The sequence below is a fragment of the Nonomuraea jiangxiensis genome (assembly GCF_900099965.1).
GTDB classification, from domain to species: Bacteria; Actinomycetota; Actinomycetes; order Streptosporangiales; family Streptosporangiaceae; genus Nonomuraea; species Nonomuraea jiangxiensis.
The window spans coordinates 367052-385324 of record NZ_FNDJ01000006.1 but is presented as its reverse complement, the minus strand read 5'-3'; the positions used below and the strand labels follow the sequence as shown (position 1 = coordinate 385324).

The window sequence follows — 18273 nt, the reverse complement described above, 5'->3', positions numbered from 1 at the left end:
CTCAGTTGATGCGCCAGGTGTCGCCACCCAGCAGCAGCTCGCTCAGGTCACCCGGCCCCTTCTGGGCCACTGCCTCGTCGAGCTGCTCGGCCATGAGCACGTCGTAGGCCGGGCGGGCCACCTGGCGGAAGATCCCGATCGGCACGTGCTCGAACGCCGGCTCGTCCAGCCTGCTGAGCGCGAAGGCCACCGACGGGTCCGGGTTGTGCGCGTCGTGCACGACGATCCGGTCCTCGCTCACGCCTTCGCGGGCCACGACCTCGATGCCGCCGCTCGCGGAGCGTACGACGGCCTTGGAGGCGCTCACGATCGGCCGGCCGTGCTCCAGCCGCAGCGTGATGTCGTCCCGCAGCGCCGGGTCCTTGAGCTGCTCGAAGGCGTTGTCGTTGAAGATGTTGCAGTTTTGGTAGATCTCCACCAGCGAGGTGCCGCGGTGCGCGGTGGCCTCGCGCAGCACCGACTGCAGGTGCTTGCGGTCGGAGTCGATCGTCCTGGCCACGAACGACGCCTCGGCCCCGATGGCCAGCGAGATCGGGTTGAACGGCTTGTCCAGCGACCCCATCGGCGTCGACTTCGTGATCTTGCCGACCTCGGAGGTCGGCGAGTACTGGCCCTTGGTCAGCCCGTAGATCCGGTTGTTGAACAGCAGGATGTTGAGGTTGACGTTGCGGCGCAGCGCGTGGATGAGGTGGTTACCGCCGATCGACAGCGCGTCCCCGTCACCGGTGATCACCCACACCGACAGGTCGGGCCGGGAGGCGGCCAGTCCGGTCGCGATGGCCGGGGCCCGGCCGTGGATGGAGTGGAAACCGTAGGTGTTGAGGTAGTACGGGAACCGCGAGGAGCACCCGATGCCCGACACGAACACGATGTTCTCGCGCTTGAGCCCCAGCTCGGGCAGGAAGCTCTGCACGGCGGCCAGGATCGCGTAGTCACCGCAACCCGGGCACCAGCGCACCTCCTGGTCGGACTTGAAGTCCTTGAGGCTCTGCTTCACGTCGGCCTTGGGGATGAGGCTCAGCCCCTTGCCGTTGACCAGCTCAGTCACTGTCGATCACGTCCTGGATGACTCCGGCCAGCTCCTCGGCCTTGAACGGGAGCCCGCGCACACGGTTGTAGCTGATCACGTCGACGAGGTAGCGGGCCCGCAGCAGCAGGGCGAGCTGGCCGAGGTTGATCTCCGGCAGCAGCACCTTGTCATAGGCCTTGAGGACCTCGCCGGTGTTGGCGGGCAGCGGGTTGAGGTGGCGCAGGTGCGCCTGGGCGACCGTGCCGCCGTTCCTCCTGATGCGGCGCACGGCCGCCGCGATCGGCCCGTACGTCGAGCCCCACCCGATGACCAGCACCCGGGCGTTCCCGTCGGGGTCGTCGACCTCCAGCGGGGGCACGTCGATCCCGGCGATCTTGGCGGCCCGGCTGCGGACCATCAGGTCGTGGTTGTCCGGGTCGTAGGAGATGTTGCCGGTGCCGTCGGCCTTCTCGATGCCGCCGATGCGGTGCTCCAGGCCGGGCGTGCCGGGGATGGCCCACGGGCGGGCCAGGGTCTCGGTGTCACGCTTGTACGGCAGGTATTCGCCGTCGGCGCCGTTCGGCTCCGTGGCGAAGGTCTGCGAAATGTCGGGCAATTCGGAAACTTCGGGTAGCCGCCAGGGCTCCGAGCCGTTGGCCAGGTAACCGTCCGAGAGCAGCATGACCGGCGTGCGATATTTGACCGCGATCCGGGCCGCCTCGATGGCCGCGTCGAAGCAGTCGCTCGGCGACATCGGCGCCACGATCGGCACCGGCGACTCGCCGTTGCGGCCGAACATGGCCATCAACAGGTCGGTCTGCTCGGTCTTGGTCGGCATGCCGGTGCTCGGGCCCGCTCGCTGGACGTCCACGATGATCAACGGCAGCTCGGTGGTGACCGCCAGGCCCACCGTCTCGGCCTTCAGCGCCACCCCGGGACCGGACGTGGTGGTCACGCCCAGCGCCCCGCCGAACGCGGCCCCCAGCGCCGCGCCGACACCCGCGATCTCGTCCTCCGCCTGGAAGGTACGGACCCCGAACCGCTTGTGCCTGGACAACTCGTGCAGGATGTCGCTGGCCGGGGTGATCGGGTAGGAGCCCAGGAACAGCGGCAGCTTGGACTGCACACTGGCCGCGATCAGCCCGTACGCGAGCGCCTGGTTACCCGAGATGTTGCGATAGACGCCGGGAGCCAGCCGCGCGGGCTTGATCTCGTAGGAGATGGAGAACGACTCGGTCGTCTCCCCGTAGTTCCACCCCGCCTGGAAGGCCGCGATGTTCGCCTTGGCGATGTCGGGCTTCCTGGCGAACTTCTGCTCCAGGAACTTGATCGTGTGCTCGGTCGGCCGGTGGTAGAGCCACGACAGCAGGCCGAGGGCGAACATGTTCTTCGACCGTTCGGCGTCCTTTTTAGACAGGTCGAAATCCTCGAGCGCCTTCACGGTGAGCGATGTCAGCGGCACGGCGTGCACCCGCCACTCGCTCAGCGAGTCGTCCTCCAGCGGGTTGGCGTCGTAGCCGACCTTCTGCAGGTTTCGCTTGGTGAACTCGTCGGTGTTGGCGATGATGTCGGCGCCCCGGGGCAGGTCGCCGAGGTTGGCCTTGAGTGCCGCCGGGTTCATGGCCACGAGCACGTTCGGCGCGTCGCCGGGCGTGAGGATGTCGTGGTCCGCGAAGTGGAGCTGGAAGCTCGACACGCCTGGCAGAGTGCCTGCGGGCGCGCGGATCTCGGCCGGGAAGTTGGGGAGTGTCGACAGGTCGTTGCCGAACTCCGCCGTGCCCGCGGTGAAGCGGTCGCCGGTGAGCTGCATACCGTCGCCGGAGTCCCCGGCGAACCTGATGATCACGCGGTCGAGTTGCTGGACCTGCTTCGTCACAGCTCAGTCCTCCTCGACGCGCCAAGGCGCGGTTGCTTTGGGCGCGTTCTCTGTTTCCATGCTAGATCCTCGGAAGGTCACGCGTTTTCAACCCGTAAAGAGCGGGTAAACGCGGTCACGGTCGGAGTCAGTGTGAGGTGGGAGAACGACGACACAGTCCGGACGCGAGCCTGCAGAGGTCCACATGCAGGCGGGCGAACAGGACGGTTCGGGTCACGAGCGCCAACTATACGTCCCCCCAACACGTGTGCTACGTCAGGGGCTGCTTACTCGGCAGCTCGTTCCCTGACCTGTACAGGCGTCCGGCCTGCATCCCGGCAGGGCCGTACAACTCAGGAACGGTGACGAAGCTGTAACCCTTCCCCCGCAACCTTTTGAGGATGTCCGGAACCGCGTCAACGGATTCCCGACGGATGTCGTGCATAAGAATGATCGCACCTGGATGCGCCGCACGCACGGTCCGGCCCACTATGTCCTCTGGTTTCGCGCCGGGCCGGTCTCCCGAGTCGACGTCCCAGGTCACCAGCGACAGGCCGAGCTGGGCCGACACGTCCCGCAACACCGGGCTCACGTTTCCGTACGGGGGCCGTACCAGCGTGGGGGTCTGGTCGATGGTCCCCGACACCATGTCCTGGGTGCGTCGCAGCGAGTCGGCGATCTTGCTGCTCGTCTGCCGCGCCAGGTCCAGGTGCCCCCAGCTGTGGTTGCCGATCAGGTGGCCCTCGTCCCTCATGCGGTGCAGCAATCCGGGCTGCGCGACGGCGTTGCTGCCCACGGTGAAGAACGTGGCCCGCGCCCGGTTCTGCAGCAGGATGTCGAGCAGCCTGCCGGTGTTCGGCCCCGGCCCGTCCTCGAAGGTCAGCGCCACGCATTTGACGGCCGCGCAGTCCACGGTGCCCGCCTGGCTGCTGGTGGCCGGCGGGCTGGTCGTGGGCGGGCCGGGGAGCGTGATTTCTTGCTCCGTGCTCTCTTTGGCCTTGATACTCGCCTTGGCCCGGACGCTCTCCTGCGCCCGCCGCCCCAGCGCGGACAGCAGCGGCGCCGCCTGGGCGCCCGGCACGGCCACCGCCACCCGCCCGAGCGAGCACGCCGCGACCTGGCAGTCGTCGAACTCGACCACCAGGTCCCCGCTCCCGTTGAAGGCCAGGGAGTCGAACCGGTCGCTGTCCGTGGTCACGCTCTGCCAGTCGACCTGCGGCCCCCGCTTCTTGAGCTGCTCCCTGACCAGCCCGGCGAGCCGCTCCAGCGCACCCCTCCCGTCGAGCAGCCCGGTGGAGTCGACGGCCTTGCCGGCCTGCGGGTCGTACCAGTAGGTACGGGTGGAGTTGCCCCAGGTGCCGCCGACGAATTCGCCGCTGCGCAGGCGCACCGCGAGCGCCTGGGGAGAGGCGGCGGACAGTTGCCAGCCCACGTTGAGCTCGGGGTGCCGGCCGTCGTCCGGGGCGCCGGTACGGGCGCGGAAGACGCGCAGCTGGCGCTGGACCTCGGTCTTGAGGGCGTGGTTGAGTGCCGGGGCGTTGGCGAACTCGGGGTAGTTGATGTGCACGTATCGCTGGCTGGTGTGGTCGCCGACGGCCATCGTCCTGGTGTACAGACCGACGACGGTCGCCGGATCGACGAAGTCGACCAGCGTCGGCTCTGCCGGGACCATGATGTCCCGCTCGGGGTAGGCGGTGATCAGGCCACAGCCGCCGGTGGTGAGGGCCAGCAGAGCGATTCCGGTGAAGAATCGCGCTTTGTGCATGTATGTCACGTTATGGGATTGATCTTGTGATTTATGGTCATTTGATGTGATTTGATCCGATACCTCCCATCCCTTGACCCACCCTTGCCCCACCCTGGGTACCCACCCACTCCCCAGCCCCGCCACCCCCACACCGAGCAACCCCGGCCCAACGCCCCGAGCCCAGCCCCCAACCCCTACCAAACACCCCCACTCCAACCGGCCCCGCCATCCACCGTCCGCCACCAGCCACCAGCCACCCACCACCCGCCATTCACCGACCACCGGACATCCACCGGCCGTCCGCCACCCGCCGTCCGCCACCCGCCGTCCGCCACCCGCCGTCCACCGGCCCCGCCATTCACCGGCCGCCACCAGCCACCAGCCGCCCACCCCCCGCCATTCACCGACCACCAGCCACCCACCGGCCCCGCCACCCACCGCCACCCGCCACCCGCCACCCGCCATCCACCGGCCCCGCCACCCGTCGGCCGCGTACCCGACCTGGGATGTGGAGTTGCATCCGAGCGGGTCAGTCGCCCCGGCTTGGGTTACCATCCCGTCATGGACGGCTATTTCGGGTCCTACGCGCTCGTCGCCGCACTCCTGGCCATCGGTGTCGCCATCGTGGCCGGCGCCATGATGGCCAACCGCTTCCTCCGCCCCAGCCGTCCCACCGCCGAGAAGCTGACCACGTACGAGTGCGGGGTCGACCCGGTCGGGGACGGATGGGCGCAGTCGCAGGTCCGCTACTACGTCTTCACCTACCTCTACGTGGTCTTCGCGGTGGACGCCGTCTTCCTGTTCCCCTGGGCCACCGTTTTCGACGCCCCGGGATACGGCCTGACCACGCTGGTGGAGATGTTCGTCTTCCTCGGCTTCATCGCCCTCGGCATCGTGTACGCCTGGCGGAAGCGCGTACTCACCTGGACCTAGCGCTCGCCCGGACGGCGGGGACGGCAGGCCCCCCGGCGGAGATCCCTTTGCGTGACCTGCGATCCGCGCAAGAATGGTCACCATGGCAGCAACGGACCTCCCGATGCCCACAGTCGGCCCGATCTCCCGGTTGGCGCCCAAACCCATGCGGTTCGTGCTCAACTGGGGCAGGCGCTATTCCCTGTGGGTGTTCAACTTCGGGCTGGCCTGCTGCGCGATCGAGTTCATCGCGACCTCCGCGAGCAGGCACGACTTCATCAGGTTCGGTGTCATCCCGTTCGCGAACGGTCCCAGGCAGGCCGACCTCATGATCGTCTCGGGGACGGTCACCGACAAGATGGCTCCGGCCGTGAAGCGCCTCTACGAGCAGATGCCCGACCCGAAATACGTGATCTCGTTCGGCGCCTGCTCCAACACCGGCGGCCCGTACTGGGACTCCTACTGCGTGACGAACGGCGTCGACCAGATCGTCCCCGTCGACGTCTACGTCCCCGGCTGCCCGCCCCGCCCGGAGGCCCTCCTGTACGGCATCATGAAGCTGCAGGAGAAGATCGCGGGGGAGAAGCTCAGCGACCGTTACGTCTGGTCCCGCCCCCACGCGGAGGAGGCGTGAACGCGGGGTTCGGCGGCCGGGAGCGGCTCTCGGAGCGGTTCGGCGAGCGGGCCCAGATCTCCGAGTCTTACGGCGACACCACGATCGACGTCGGCCCGGCCGACTGGGTCGAACTGGTGACGTTCGTACGCGACGACCTCGGCTACGCCTTCTTCGACTGGCTGACCGGCGTGGACGACCCGCCGGAGGCCTTCCTCGTGGTGGCCCACGTCTATCACCCGCCCGCCGGCGAACGCCTCCTCCTGCGCACCCGCGTGCCCCGCGAAAGCCCCCACCTCCTCAGCATCGTGGACATCTACCGGGGAGCGAACTGGCACGAGCGCGAGACGTACGAGATGTTCGGCGTGATCTTCGACGATCACCCCAACCTCGTGCCGCTGCTCCTGCCCGACGGCTTCGAGGGGCATCCGCTGCGCAAGGAGTTCGTCCTGGCGGCACGGGTGGCCAAGCCGTGGCCCGGCGCCAAGGAACCCGGCGAATCCGGACACGGCGCCCCGAGCCGCCGCAAGACGCTTCCGCCTGGAGTGCCAGCCGACTGGGGGCCGCCCGATGCTTGAAGTGGTGCTGAGCTTCGTCGTCATCCTCATCGTGTTCCTGGTGCTGCCGCTGATCGTGGGGCAGACCGAGCACAAGGTCATGGCTCACATGCAGTCGCGACTGGGCCCCATGTACGCGGGGGGCTTCCACGGCTGGGCGCAGCTCATCGCCGACGGGGTGAAGTTCGCACAGAAGGAGGACGTCATCCCGGCCGCGGCCGACCGCCGCATCTTCATGATCGCGCCCGGCGTGGCGCTCATCCCGTACCTGGTCGTGCTGATCGTCATCCCCCTCGACCGTGACCTCGTGGCCGTCGACCTCGATCTCGGCCTCTTCTTCGTGCTCGCCGTCATGGGCATCGGCGTGCTCGGCTCGATCATGGCCGGCTGGGCCTCGGCCAACAAATACTCGGTGCTCGGCGGCATGCGCTCGGCCGCTCAGCTCATGTCGTACGAGCTGCCTCTGGTCCTGGCGGCCTCCTCGGTGGCGATGGCCGCCGGCACGCTGTCGATCCCCGGGATCGTCGAGGCGTGGCAGTGGTGGTGGCTGCCCTGGCAGGCGATCGGCGGCGTCGTCTTCTTCCTGGCCGGCCTCGCCGAACTACGCCGCCCCCCGTTCGACATGCCGATCGCCGAATCCGAGATCATCATGGGCCCGATGACCGAGTACACCGGCATGCGCTTCGCCCTGTTCATGCTCGCCGAATACGCAGGCATCGTGGTCCTGTCCTTCCTGACCACCGTCCTGTTCCTGGGCGGCTGGCAGGGCCCGCTCCTGCCCGGCTGGGCATGGACCCTGGCCAAGGTCTTCCTGCTGTCGTTCGTCGTCATCTGGCTCCGCGTGACGTACCCCCGGCTCCGCGAAGACCAACTCCAGAAACTCGCCTGGGCGGTCCTCGTCCCCCTGGCCCTCGTACAACTGGCCCTAACAGGCGTGATCAAGGTCCTCCTCTAACACCCACCCACTCCCACAGCCCCAAGCGCCGCACAGCTCACCGCCGGGCCGGGACCCCTCAGCGTGCACGACCAGCGCGGAATACCGACCGCGGCCGTGAGCCACCACCCACAAGGCCAACCCACATCCCACCCCCCACTCCACAAGCAACGCCGACCACCCCAACCCCAACCCCGCGGCCCGACGTCGCATCCCACCTCGACTCCCCGCCGCAACCCCCACAGCACCCATAGCCCAGCCCCCACGAACCCGACGCCTGACTCACCGCTCCACCCAAAGGCGCCCGCCACCCAAAGGCGCCCGCCACCCAAGGCGCCCACCACCCAAGGCGCGCCATCCGAAGGCCCCCGCCACCCGAAGGCCCCCGCCACCCGAAGGCCCCCGCCACCCAAAGGCGCCCGCCACCCAGGGCGCCCACCACCCAAGGCGCGCCATCCGAAGGCCCCCGCCACCTCAAGCCCGGCCACCTCAAGCCCGGCCACCTGAAGGCCCCGCCACCGAAGGCGCGCGCCACCTCAAGCCCCGCCACCTCAAGCCCCGCCACCTCAAGCCCCGCCACCTCAAGCGCCGCCACCTCAAGCGCCGCCACCTCAAGCGCCACCACCGGAAGCCCAGTCGCACGGCGTCCAGACCCGAATCCCGTCCCGACGCCTGGAGCCGGCTCCCCAACGTCACCCCGCGTCCACCCCCGGCACCACCGCGCGAACCTGCAGCGCCAACAGTCCCGATCCCGCAGCACCCAGGCCGGATCAATCCCATGGCGTTAACAGCCGTCGCCCGGACCTCAGCCGCTGCACAAGGAGAACGCGCCACCGTGACCTGACGCGGAAACTTTATGCCGACCTTATTCGTCGTTATCAGGCAAGGGGGCCTCTGGGGAGAATGCCGAGTGAATCAAATCCTGCCAATCGCCGGCGCGATAAAGGGCAGCCGCTGCCCAAAGACCGCGCTGACCTCCGACGGACAGACTCTGGCCGCGACCGACCAGGCCACCGGCCATTCGGTACGCGTGACGCCGACCCGTCTCTACCACTACAACTATGACCAGCAAGTAACGATCGCCAACAGCAAGCAAAAGCGCCACTCCAGCCAAGGAGTGGCGGCACTGGACGCCGACGGCCTGGTCCTGCTGGACCTCCCAGGCGAATGGCACGCAAGCCACCTCAAGGACTTCGCCCACCAGGCAGGCATCCCACTGGAGGACGCCCGCGCCGAACCGTCCGTCAACGTACGCAGGGTCCTCGCCGCCCGCGCCCCAGGCTGGCAACGCCTCCGAGGCTTATCAGCCTCCTCCCTCCGCAAATGGCAAAAGCCGATGGTCATTTTCGCAGGAGTAACGGGCGCAGCCCTGATGGTCTATCTGACGTCCCTGGGAATATGGGGCGCATGGCGGGGCCTGTCCGCCATCGGCCACGTGGTGCTGGACCTGCTGGACGCCAAATGGCTGGCCGTGGCTTTCAGCCCCTTGTTGCTGGTCATCCGCCCGGTCACCACAAGACTCCACCGCCGCCGGGTGAAAAAAGGCACCGCCCTGTCCTCAACCGGCGGCCTCTACCTGAGCACCAAGCCCAACAACAAACTCCTGGTGAACCACGGCAACGAGGTCCTGGCCGAGCTACGCATAGGCGAAGCCCCAGGCCAAGCCTTCCGCCTCCTTCTCTACAGGTACGACGGCCTGACGGGCCTGTTCATCCTCGACAGAACCGGCCGCTCCCTCCACCACCTCCCGGGCCTCTGGCCCCCAGAAGACGCCAACCGTTTCGCCACCCGCCACAACCTGTCCCTCTCCGCCCACCGCCTAACCCGCGACGAATACCTCACTTTCCTCAACTCCACACAGGAAGCAACCCCATAACCACCCACGCACCCACCCACCCCTCGCACCCAAACAGAAAAGGGCGTGATCGAGGGCGCCTGCCGCCACCAGATCGGTGATTGCCTGGACATCACCGGTGCTCGCCGCGGCCTGGCCGGAGCCGAAGCCATCCTGAAACTCCGCGCCCTGATCGCTAATGGTGATCTCGCTGCCTATTGGCACTGTCACCTCGCCCAAGAGCACCAACGCATCCACCATGCCCGCTACCGAAGGGAGGAGCACGACCTCACCGCTTGATCGTCACCCATGAAACTGCAGGAGCTGTTAAGCCGTCCCTGTTTCATTGCCGACGGCGCAGCAGCACCATAGCGATGCCGACTTGGGAAGGTTCGAGCGTGGCCTTGCCGTCTTCGATATCCCACAATGCGTTCTGCAGCACGCGGCCAAGACTCCAGCCGACTGCCCGCCTCCGATCGAGGCCGAGGACCTCGGTCAGCAGGTCAAAGCGGCGCAGCACCGCGCGAGCCACATCACCGGTGGCCTCCACCTCCTCCCACCGGTTGTCCAGTGCCGGCAGCAACTCAAACCCCGGATCGCCGGCCAGCGGTTCAGGGTCGATGGCCAGCCAGGGTTCCCGTTCCCCGGCCAGGACGTTGTCGTAGTGCAGATCCCAGTGCAACAGGCGATCACCAGGCTCGCCGACCAACTCGGCCACGGCGGACGCGCAGGTGCGCACCAGCCGCTGCTCGCCAGGGTCGCGCAGCGCCGACACAGCCTGCGGGACCTGAACGAGCATGGCCCCGGCGATGTCAGACAACCGTCGCACATCCCTTGGGGCAGGAACCGACGTCAAGCGGGCCATCAGCTCGGCCAGGACCTGCATGGCCGCATCATCGTCGGCCACCGTGGATAGCGGCCGGGCGGCATCCAGGCGTTCCAGCAACTGCGTGCCGCTCTGCTCGTCATAGTCGAGCAGGCGCACAACGCCGTCGCCTTGCCACGCCCGCAGCCCGGGCGCGGCGCCGGCGGTCTCCTCCCGGAGCTGCTGAAGCTTGAGGACGGCGGGTGTCCCGTCGGACTGAAGTACGGGCAGGACCAGCGAGGCCATGCCGTACGCGGCCGGACCGTCCGGCCGCAGCCCCCAGCGGTCCAGGAACTCACCGCCGAGGCGAGGCAAACCGGCGAGCCAAGCACGCGCTTCGGCACCGTTCGCACCATAAGACGCGGCGAACAGGCCGGGAACGTCGATGGAGGTCGACGTGTTCATGAAAGGCATCTCCTGCGTGGGTCCAGGGTCGATCTGCGACGAACGAAGGAGGCAACGGAGGCGCCCGATTGCCGGGCAGGCGTCAAAGCATGCACCCACCTTACCCAGGCGCGATCACATCTGATCATCGATGACCTGCCCAACTCCTCCCTCAGGAGGAACTGCATCCAACAGAAACGAGCAGTCATCCCAGTACGGCCTGAACGAGGAACCCTCCAGCCCTCCACACCCCACTACGAAGAGGAGGAACCTTCCTTGTCGCCCACACCCCCCATCGGAACACCACGCAGACTGAGCACCAGGAGCAGAGCACAGCCTCCGACGAGCGCGATGTCGGCGACATTCCCGACGAACAGCCCGCCATAGTCAATGAAGTCGACGACGTGCCCGTGGGCGAAGCCAGGGGGCCGAAAAAGCCGGTCAAGCAGATGGGACGTGGCACCGCCCAGCATCGCACCCAGCACGATGGTCCAGGCGGTTGAGCGCAGCCGCCGTCCCACGTACAGGATGCCGACAACCGCAGCGGCCGCGGTCAGGGCGAACACCCAGGTCGCCCCCTCCCCGATCGAGAAGGCGGCGCCAGGGTTCAGCAACAGCCGAAAGTGGATCAGCTGTGGAATCACCGCGATGTTCTCGCCGTCCGAAAGCGCCGAGAGCGCCCAGAACTTGGAGATCTGGTCTACGAGGAGAACGATCGCGGCCAGCACGAGCATCCATCCATATGGCCGCAAACCCCGTCTCGTAGCCTGCGCAGTCTGCCCGTCCGACACCCTTACCTCTATCTCGCAATAGGCACCTTTGCGCCTCGAATCTAGCGAAACGACCCCTTCGCGCGCAGGCCAGGCACCCTGAGCATGCATCCAGGCAGGGCCTCTCCCGGTACGTAGCGGACGGGAAACCGTACTGCCGAACACCGATCCACCCAACAGGAAGATCGCCATCCACAGGAAGCCCGACAACGTAGGCAACTTCCCGCCCGACACCATCCGACCGCTCGCCAACCAGCCCGCCCAACGAACCCCCCGGACCATCCCCCTGCTCCAGCACCAGCCCGATCCGAGCTCAATACGCCCCTGGGGGCTCACTCACCTCTCGAGCTCCACTCGCTCCCTGGGGCTCCGCTGACCCCTCGCACTCAGACAGAACCGGCAGAACCAGCCCAAAATCGACGCCCACTCAGTAGCTCAATCAAGGTCAACTGCTCAATGAATGATCGACAGCATCACGTCAGAAGCCGAAGGCCGGTCCTCCGGCCGCTTGCTGAGGCAAGTCCCCACCACACCGCGTAACCCAGGCGGCAACGGCGATAAGTCCGGATGAAACGTCAGCACCCGATTGAACACGGCAGGCACAGTGTCCTCCCCGAACGCCGGCCGCCCCGTAGCCGCGAACATGATCGTCACTGCCCAGCTGAACACATCGGAAGCCGGCCCCACAGCGTCCCCCGTCAGCTGCTCGGGCGACATGTAAGGCGGCGTTCCCACCACTTTCCCAGAAGTCACAGTCACTTGGTCAAGAGCCCGCGCGATCCCGAAGTCGATCACGCGCGGCCCATCGTGCCCGATCAGCACATTGCTCGGCTTGAAGTCACGATGAACGACCCCCGCCTTGTGGATGGCCGCCAACGCCCCCGCTGTGGACAACGCCAGTCGCGTCAGGCTGTCCTCGTCCCGAGGCCCGTGCTTCCGCACGAGCTGCTCTAGCGACGGCCCTTCCACGTATTCGCTGACAATGTACGCGTGCAGGCCGCTGATGTTGACATCGAGCACCCTGGCTGTGGAAAACGTCGCCACCCGCCGGGCCGCGTCCACTTCCCGGACGAACCTGGCCCGCGCCGTCTCATCCACCAGATCGTGCAGCACCTTCACGGCCACCCGCGCCCCGTTGGGCGCCGCGGCGAGATAAACCGCCCCCTGCCCACCGCGCCCGAGCGACTTGAGCACCCGATAGTGCCCGACCCACTCCGGTTGCCCGGGATGCCGGGTGTGCGAGGGCGCGGTGGTCCGCTGCCGCACGTCCACCCGCTGGTAGGCCGGCGTCCTGAACTGCGCCGACTGGTAGACCGGCGCCCTGAGCCGAGCCCGGACCATGTACGGAACCAGAACTCCCGAGTGAATGACCCCGCCGATCCAACTGACGACCAGCCCCATTGTCACCAGCCCGCCCAACGGCTCAGGAATGTCCTCGAAGTCGTTGTAGGCGAGCGCCGAGATCACGAAGGAACCGATGGCGACGAGATAGACGGACGCCGCGAGGGCCTGCCAGACGCTCCGCATCCAGTAGGCCGCGAACCCGATGCTGAACGGAGTCGCCAGGCCACACGTGAACAGGGGCAGGCAGGCCCATACGACGGCGGCCGCCCAAGCCCCGCCACCGGGACGGACCTGATGGCTCTGCTGCATGGCGGAGAGACTATCGCCATGACGTGGTTCATATCGGGCACCCGCACAGCTTGTGGATAACCTCCTGTCAACCTGTGGATGGCTGTGGAAAAACTGGGGACAACGCGCTGGCGCATTCACGTCTGCGGCCAAGTACGTCATGATGTTGAACCATGGCGCGCATTCCGGGAGTCGGACTGGCGAAAGGGCTGACCATCACCCTTCGCCACATGCTGCGCAAATCCGTCACTCAGCAGTATCCCGAGGTCAAGCCCGCCCTGCCGCCCCGCAGCCGAGGCGTCATCGCCCTGGTTGAGGAAAATTGCACCTCTTGCATGCTCTGTGCCCGAGAGTGCCCGGACTGGTGCATCTACATCGACTCGCACAAGGAGACGATCCCGGCCCCTGAGGGCGGCCGCGCCCGCCAGCGCAACGTCCTCGACCGCTTCGCCATCGACTTCGCCCTGTGCATGTACTGCGGCATCTGCATTGAGGTGTGCCCGTTCGACGCCCTGTTCTGGTCCCCGGAGTTCGAGTACGCGGAAGGCGACATCCGCAACCTCCTCCACGAAAAGGACAGACTGGCTGCCTGGACCCCCACGGTCCCCCCACCTCCGGCCCACGACCCCGGCGCCGAGCCACCGAAGGAGCTCACCGCCGCTCCCCGCCGCCCGGCAGGCACCCGTACGGACTCCTCGAAGCCCGCCCAGCCCCGACGCACCCCCACCACGCGCCGCCCCGAGGAAGCACCCACGGGCGAGCCGCCCACCCCAGCATCCACACCCCCCGCCCCCGAACCGGCGAACAGCACCACAGACGCACCCGCAAAAGCCCCTGCGGCGCCATCACCAACGCCGACCGAACGCCCCCGCCGCTCGATCTCGAACGTACGGGGAATCCGCCCCCCAGGCGCCCTCCCGCCCCAGGACGAGCCCTCCGCCACCCCTTCAGAGCAGCCGCAACAGACCCACACACCAGAAGCGGCACCAGACGGCAGCCTGTCCACAGACGCTAGAACAGACACCGGCGACACCAGCGTTCCCACAGGGACCAGGACGGACCTCGCCTCTGACCAAAGCGCCGTCTCCCTGGGCAGGAACGACATCGCCTCCTCAGACGAGACGCAGGCCGTCCCGACCACAGCGGACGCGACAGCCGCAGCCTCCGAGACCGAAACGGACGCCGTCTCGAGAGGCGTCGCTGGCGAGGATGCCGCCAGCGAGGATGCCGTCCCGAAGGGCATGGCGGCGGACACCGATCCGACCGCACCAACTGAGCCGGGCTCCGGCCGCGCCACAGACCACCAGCAGTCTCAAGGACAGGCTTCATCCACAGGCGAGTCGCCGCCAGAAAAGTTGTCCACAGCTCAGGGCGACCCGCGATCGAAGCCCGAGCCGGAGGAGCAGACTTCTGCCCCGAGCCCGCGCAGGCGCCGAATGGCCGATCCACGGTCCATCCGGCCGCCCGGGCGGCTCGGTCCTGACGAGACAAGGGAGTCCGAGGAGGAGTCGTGACCGAGGCGGTGCCCTCCTACCTGTCACCCACAGGGCAAGAGATCGTTTTCTTGCTGCTGGGCGCGGTAGCGGTTGGATCGGCGCTGCTTGTCGTCACGACCAAACAACTGGTCCACGCCGCCCTGTGGCTGGTGGTCTGCTTCGGTGCACTGGCCGGCGGTTACCTCGTGCTGACGGCCGAGTTCGTGGCCTGGGTCCAGGTGCTGATCTATGTGGGCGCGGTGGTGGTGCTGATGTTGTTCGGCATCATGCTCACCCGCGCCCCCATCGGACGCTCCGCGGACCTCGACAGCGGCAACCGCCTGGTTGCGGCCCTGGTGGCGGTGGCAACAGCAGCCATCCTGGTAACGGTGGTGATCGACGGCTTCCGCACGGCCTACACTCCGCTGCGACCGGGCCGCGGAGCCGCCAAGGAGCTGGGCGCCAGCGTGTTCGCGACCTGGGTCCTGCCCTTCGAGGCCCTGTCGGTTCTGCTACTGGCCGCGTTGATCGGCGCCATCGTCCTGTCCCGCACAGACATCCGCGGCGCCCCACCACCTGATCAGAAGGCACCCACCCCGACACCCGACACGGGCCCCCAACCTCCCGCCCAGACAGTTGCTACAGGCACGCAGCCAAACGCTCAAAAAGCCGGAACGAGCCCCCGAACGCCCGCGCAGCCGCTTGGCCCGGAGACACATCCACCGGCCCAAAAAGCCGGCAGCCCATCACCCGAACAGGATGCCGGTACCCCGCCGCCCGACCAGACCGGGGGTAGGTAGTGCATATCGTCTACCCTGCGGTGATCTCCGCGCTGCTCTTCTCCATCGGCGTCTACGGCGTGCTCGCCCGACGCAACACGATCCTCGTGCTGATGTCGGTAGAGCTGATGCTCAACGCCGTCAACCTCAACCTGGTCGCGTTCGACGTATGGCTGGGCGACCGCCTGCACAGCGGCCAGGTGCTCACGCTGTTCGTCATTGTCATCGCAGCGGCCGAAGTGGGCCTGGGCCTCGCCATCATCCTGGCGCTCTACCGCAACCGCCGCACCGTGGACATCGACCACCTGCGAGACCTCGCCGAACCCCCCGACGACCACCGTGACCCATCGGCAATTCTCACCGCCCCCAGCGACCATGCTGCCCCCAGCGACCATGCTGCCCCCAGCGACCATGCCGCGCCGAATGACTTCACCGCCCCGAGCGGCCTCGCCACCCCCGACCGAACGACACCGGCACACGGCCAATCCGACCACCTGACCAACGCCCCCACCTCCGATGACCGACAGCGCGACGATGACGAGCCCGCCAAGCGCCGATACCCCCACTCAGAACACACAGAGACTGGACAGGCAGCACCGGCGAGGCAGGATCACGCCACGGACGGCGAGAACCGGGCGGAAGCGGCCGTGACCGAGGGCCAGGCGGAGGCCACAGGGACAGGAAACGGACGTGAGGGCGAGCAGCCCGTCAAGCGAGGTGGCACGCTATGACGACATTCCCGCTCCTAGCCGTGCTCCTACCGTTCATCGCCGCCTCCGCAGCGCTGCTTCTCTCTCGCTGGCCGCACCACCGCACGACCACCACCGCGCCACGCGACCCGTCACCCGGCCGGTCCGCATCCGGCCTGTCCACACCTGGCGGGTCTGCACCTGACAGGTCTGCGCCAAGCCCGCCCACGCCTGCCGAGCCCACGCCTGCCGAGTACCCGCCGGCCGTGCCCGCAGCCGTGCCCGGACCCACCAAGCCCACGTCGCGGCCCCACCAGACCGTAAAGGAGATCAAAGCCCACCCCACAGCCGAGGCGGCGAATCAGCGGGCCAACACCCGAGCGGCCTGGCTGGCGATCCTGCCCACAGCCGCCGCGGCGCTCGTGACCATCTGGCTGGCCTGGGGCCCAGGCTTCGCCTTCCTCAGCGACGGCACCTCGACCTCACCCCCCACAGGCCAGACCTACGGCACGATAGTCACCGGCGGCATCCCGATCTCGCTCACCCTCCAGGCCGACAACCTGTCGAGCATCCTCGGCGTCCTGGTGACCCTCGTAGCCCTCGCCGTACAGATCTATTCGGTCGGCTACCTCAAGGACGACCCGCGCTATCCCTCCTACAGCGCCTTCATCAGCCTGTTCACCAGCGCCATGCTCCTGGTGGTCTACGCGGGTGATCTCCTGGTCCTCTACGTCGGCTGGGAGATCATGGGCCTCTGCTCCTACCTCCTCATCGGCCACTGGTGGGAAGACCGGGCCAACTCGCGCGCGGCGATCAAGGCGTTCCTCGTCACCCGCCTGGGCGACGTCGGCTTCCTCTTCGGCATCTTCGTCCTCGGCACGGCGGCAGGCAGCTTCCGCATCAGCGAGGTGCTGGCGAAGGTGCCGGAAATGTCCACGGCCACCCTGGTGACCGCCACGATGCTCCTGCTGGCGGGGGTGGCGGGCAAGAGCGCCCAGGTGCCGCTGCACACCTGGCTCCCCGACGCCATGGCGGGCCCGACCCCGATCAGCGCCCTGATCCACGCCGCCACCATGGTCGCCGCCGGCATCTTCATCGTGGCCAGGCTCTTCCCGGCGTTCCAGCACGCCCCGCCCACCCTCGACGTGCTGGCGGTCGTCGCCGCGCTGGGCATGCTGGGCGCCGCGCTGGCCGCGCTCGCCCAGGACGACCTGAAACGTGTGCTCGCCTACTCCACGGTCAGCCAGCTCGCGTACATGGCAGGCGGCCTCGCCGCGAACTCCGACACGGCGGCGATCTTCCACCTGCTGACCCACGGCGCGTTCAAGGCGCTGCTGTTCCTCTGCGCGGGCGCCGTGATCCACCACGTCGGCTCCAACCTGATGACCCAGATGGGCGGCCTGCGCCGGGAGCTGCCGGTCACGTTCGTCACGATGACGATAGGTTTCGCCGCCCTCATGGGCATCCCCCCGGCCAGCGGCTTCTTCAGCAAGGACGGCGTCCTGCTAGCCATGGACGACGCGCTGTCATCAAGCGTCCTGACGGACGCGGCCGCGTTCCTCCTGTACGGCTGCGCGCTCGCCACCGTCGCCGTCACCGGCGCGTACGCCGCCAGAGCCTGGTTGCGCACCTTCTTCGGCGAGACGAGAGCCGTGGCGCTCCCCGAACCGGAGCCCGGCACGGCCCACGTCGTGGACGTCAGGGAGGCCCCCAGGACGATGCTCGTGCCCATCGTCCTCCTCGCGGTCCCGGCCCTGCTGCTGGGCTTCGCCGGCGAGCCGCACCTGGATCTCGGCGTGGCGGCCATCAGCGTCGTGCTCGCCCTGCTCGGCGCCGGGGTGGTCTACGCGTTCTGGCGCAGCGACCCCATCGCCGACCCGGCCCGCCTGCTGGGGCCGCTGAGAGGGCCGTGCGAGCGGGCGTTCTACGTGGATGGGCTCTACGCCGCCCTGTTCGTACGCCCGGTGCTGGCGCTGGCCAGGCTGGTCGTCAGGACGGACGACGTGGTCGTGGACGGGGCGGTGCGCGGCTCGGGCAGGTCGGCGCGCGGCTTGTCCGGGGTGCTACGCCTGGCCCAGAACGGCAACGTCCAACTCTACGTAAGCGGCGTGCTCGCCGGTGTCCTGTTGATCGCGGTGGGGGCGGTGGTGTTCACATGACGGCCCGGCCTCCTTCCGAAGCCCTGACAGCCCGCCCAACCAGAGGCCGGAGAGCCGTC

At 67.9% G+C, this 18273-nt stretch carries 15 protein-coding genes and 2 pseudogenes; 10 read left to right on the top strand and 7 right to left on the bottom strand.

Annotated features, from left to right (window positions below):
• Position 1 precedes the first annotated feature (1 nt).
• The 4 genes from BLS95_RS16165 to BLS95_RS16155 form a co-directional block, all read right to left on the bottom strand.
• Positions 2-1048, bottom strand: coding sequence for a 2-oxoacid:ferredoxin oxidoreductase subunit beta (locus BLS95_RS16165; RefSeq protein WP_090931873.1), 1047 nt, complete (start codon positions 1046-1048; stop codon positions 2-4).
• The gene (locus BLS95_RS16160) at positions 1041-2885 is read right to left on the bottom strand and encodes a 2-oxoacid:acceptor oxidoreductase subunit alpha (protein ID WP_090931871.1); all 1845 of its coding nucleotides are present in this window, start codon (positions 2883-2885) and stop codon (positions 1041-1043) included. Before BLS95_RS16160 ends, BLS95_RS16165 begins: the two co-directional genes overlap by 8 nt.
• A gap of 127 nt (positions 2886-3012) precedes the next feature.
• Entirely contained in the window at positions 3013-3102 is a 90-nt protein-coding gene (locus BLS95_RS59820; RefSeq protein ID WP_425434727.1) for a putative leader peptide, read from the bottom strand.
• A gap of 33 nt (positions 3103-3135) precedes the next feature.
• Positions 3136-4629 carry a polysaccharide deacetylase family protein gene (locus BLS95_RS16155; protein ID WP_090931869.1) on the bottom strand — a complete coding sequence of 498 codons (1494 nt, stop codon included), beginning with the start codon at positions 4627-4629 and terminating at the stop codon, positions 3136-3138.
• Between the two features lie 543 nt (positions 4630-5172).
• Here BLS95_RS16155 and BLS95_RS16150 point away from each other — a divergent pair.
• The 6 genes and pseudogenes from BLS95_RS16150 to BLS95_RS16125 form a co-directional block, all read left to right on the top strand.
• Positions 5173-5544: an NADH-quinone oxidoreductase subunit A gene (locus BLS95_RS16150; protein ID WP_090932073.1), complete on the top strand. Its 372-nt coding sequence runs from the start codon at positions 5173-5175 to the stop codon at positions 5542-5544.
• A gap of 82 nt (positions 5545-5626) precedes the next feature.
• Positions 5627-6157 (top strand): NADH-quinone oxidoreductase subunit B, encoded by a 531-nt coding sequence (locus tag BLS95_RS16145; RefSeq protein WP_090932072.1) that lies wholly within the window; start codon positions 5627-5629, stop codon positions 6155-6157.
• Positions 6154-6714, top strand: coding sequence for an NADH-quinone oxidoreductase subunit C (locus BLS95_RS16140; protein WP_090931867.1), 561 nt, complete (start codon positions 6154-6156; stop codon positions 6712-6714). The genes BLS95_RS16145 and BLS95_RS16140 overlap by 4 nt, the downstream gene beginning before the upstream one ends.
• A complete protein-coding gene (gene nuoH / locus BLS95_RS16135; RefSeq protein WP_090931865.1) occupies positions 6707-7648 on the top strand; it encodes an NADH-quinone oxidoreductase subunit NuoH in 942 nt (313 codons plus the stop codon). The genes BLS95_RS16140 and nuoH overlap by 8 nt, the downstream gene beginning before the upstream one ends.
• Before the next feature lie 889 nt (positions 7649-8537).
• Positions 8538-9503 carry a hypothetical protein gene (locus BLS95_RS16130; RefSeq protein ID WP_090931863.1) on the top strand — a complete coding sequence of 322 codons (966 nt, stop codon included), beginning with the start codon at positions 8538-8540 and terminating at the stop codon, positions 9501-9503.
• A 42-nt stretch (positions 9504-9545) separates the two neighbouring features.
• A pseudogene (locus BLS95_RS16125) lies at positions 9546-9761 on the top strand (ISKra4 family transposase); the annotation flags it as partial.
• Between the two features lie 43 nt (positions 9762-9804).
• On the opposite strand, the gene BLS95_RS16120 reads toward BLS95_RS16125, so the two are convergent.
• From BLS95_RS16120 to BLS95_RS16110, 3 genes are all read right to left on the bottom strand, one after another.
• Complete coding sequence (locus tag BLS95_RS16120; RefSeq protein ID WP_090931859.1) at positions 9805-10731, bottom strand: aminoglycoside phosphotransferase family protein; 927 nt, start codon at positions 10729-10731, stop codon at positions 9805-9807.
• A gap of 233 nt (positions 10732-10964) precedes the next feature.
• Positions 10965-11444, bottom strand: a complete 480-nt coding sequence (locus BLS95_RS16115) for a signal peptidase II (protein WP_090931857.1) — start codon at positions 11442-11444, stop codon at positions 10965-10967.
• 489 nt (positions 11445-11933) lie between these two features.
• A complete protein-coding gene (locus BLS95_RS16110; protein ID WP_176993218.1) occupies positions 11934-13133 on the bottom strand; it encodes a serine/threonine-protein kinase in 1200 nt (399 codons plus the stop codon).
• Between the two features lie 152 nt (positions 13134-13285).
• On the opposite strand from BLS95_RS16110, the gene BLS95_RS16105 reads away from it, so the two are divergent.
• The 4 genes and pseudogenes from BLS95_RS16105 (at position 13286) to BLS95_RS16090 (ending at position 18214) form a co-directional block, all read left to right on the top strand.
• A complete protein-coding gene (locus tag BLS95_RS16105; RefSeq protein WP_090931853.1) occupies positions 13286-14626 on the top strand; it encodes a NuoI/complex I 23 kDa subunit family protein in 1341 nt (446 codons plus the stop codon).
• Entirely contained in the window at positions 14623-15387 is a 765-nt protein-coding gene (locus BLS95_RS16100) for an NADH-quinone oxidoreductase subunit J family protein (protein WP_245765074.1), read from the top strand. Before BLS95_RS16105 ends, BLS95_RS16100 begins: the two co-directional genes overlap by 4 nt.
• A pseudogene (nuoK, locus tag BLS95_RS16095) lies at positions 15387-15689 on the top strand (NADH-quinone oxidoreductase subunit NuoK); the annotation flags it as partial. The gene BLS95_RS16100 and the pseudogene nuoK, both read left to right, overlap by 1 nt.
• A gap of 632 nt (positions 15690-16321) precedes the next feature.
• Entirely contained in the window at positions 16322-18214 is a 1893-nt protein-coding gene (locus BLS95_RS16090; RefSeq protein WP_090931851.1) for an NADH-quinone oxidoreductase subunit L, read from the top strand.
• The last annotated feature ends 59 nt before the right edge of the window (positions 18215-18273 follow it).

Bases quoted from the DNA above. Each gene is read 5' to 3' on its own strand.
- BLS95_RS16110 (WP_176993218.1), bottom strand. From the start codon at position 13,133: ATGCAGCAGAGCCATCAGGTCCGTCCCGGTGGCGGGGCTTGGGCGGCC.
- BLS95_RS16155 (WP_090931869.1), bottom strand. From the start codon at position 4,629: ATGCACAAAGCGCGATTCTTCACCGGAATCGCTCTGCTGGCCCTCACC.
- BLS95_RS16115 (WP_090931857.1), bottom strand. From the start codon at position 11,444: ATGCTCGTGCTGGCCGCGATCGTTCTCCTCGTAGACCAGATCTCCAAG.
- BLS95_RS16150 (WP_090932073.1), top strand. From the start codon at position 5,173: ATGGACGGCTATTTCGGGTCCTACGCGCTCGTCGCCGCACTCCTGGCC.
- BLS95_RS16145 (WP_090932072.1), top strand. From the start codon at position 5,627: ATGGCAGCAACGGACCTCCCGATGCCCACAGTCGGCCCGATCTCCCGG.
- BLS95_RS16105 (WP_090931853.1), top strand. From the start codon at position 13,286: ATGGCGCGCATTCCGGGAGTCGGACTGGCGAAAGGGCTGACCATCACC.
- nuoH (WP_090931865.1), top strand. From the start codon at position 6,707: ATGCTTGAAGTGGTGCTGAGCTTCGTCGTCATCCTCATCGTGTTCCTG.
- BLS95_RS16120 (WP_090931859.1), bottom strand. From the start codon at position 10,731: ATGAACACGTCGACCTCCATCGACGTTCCCGGCCTGTTCGCCGCGTCT.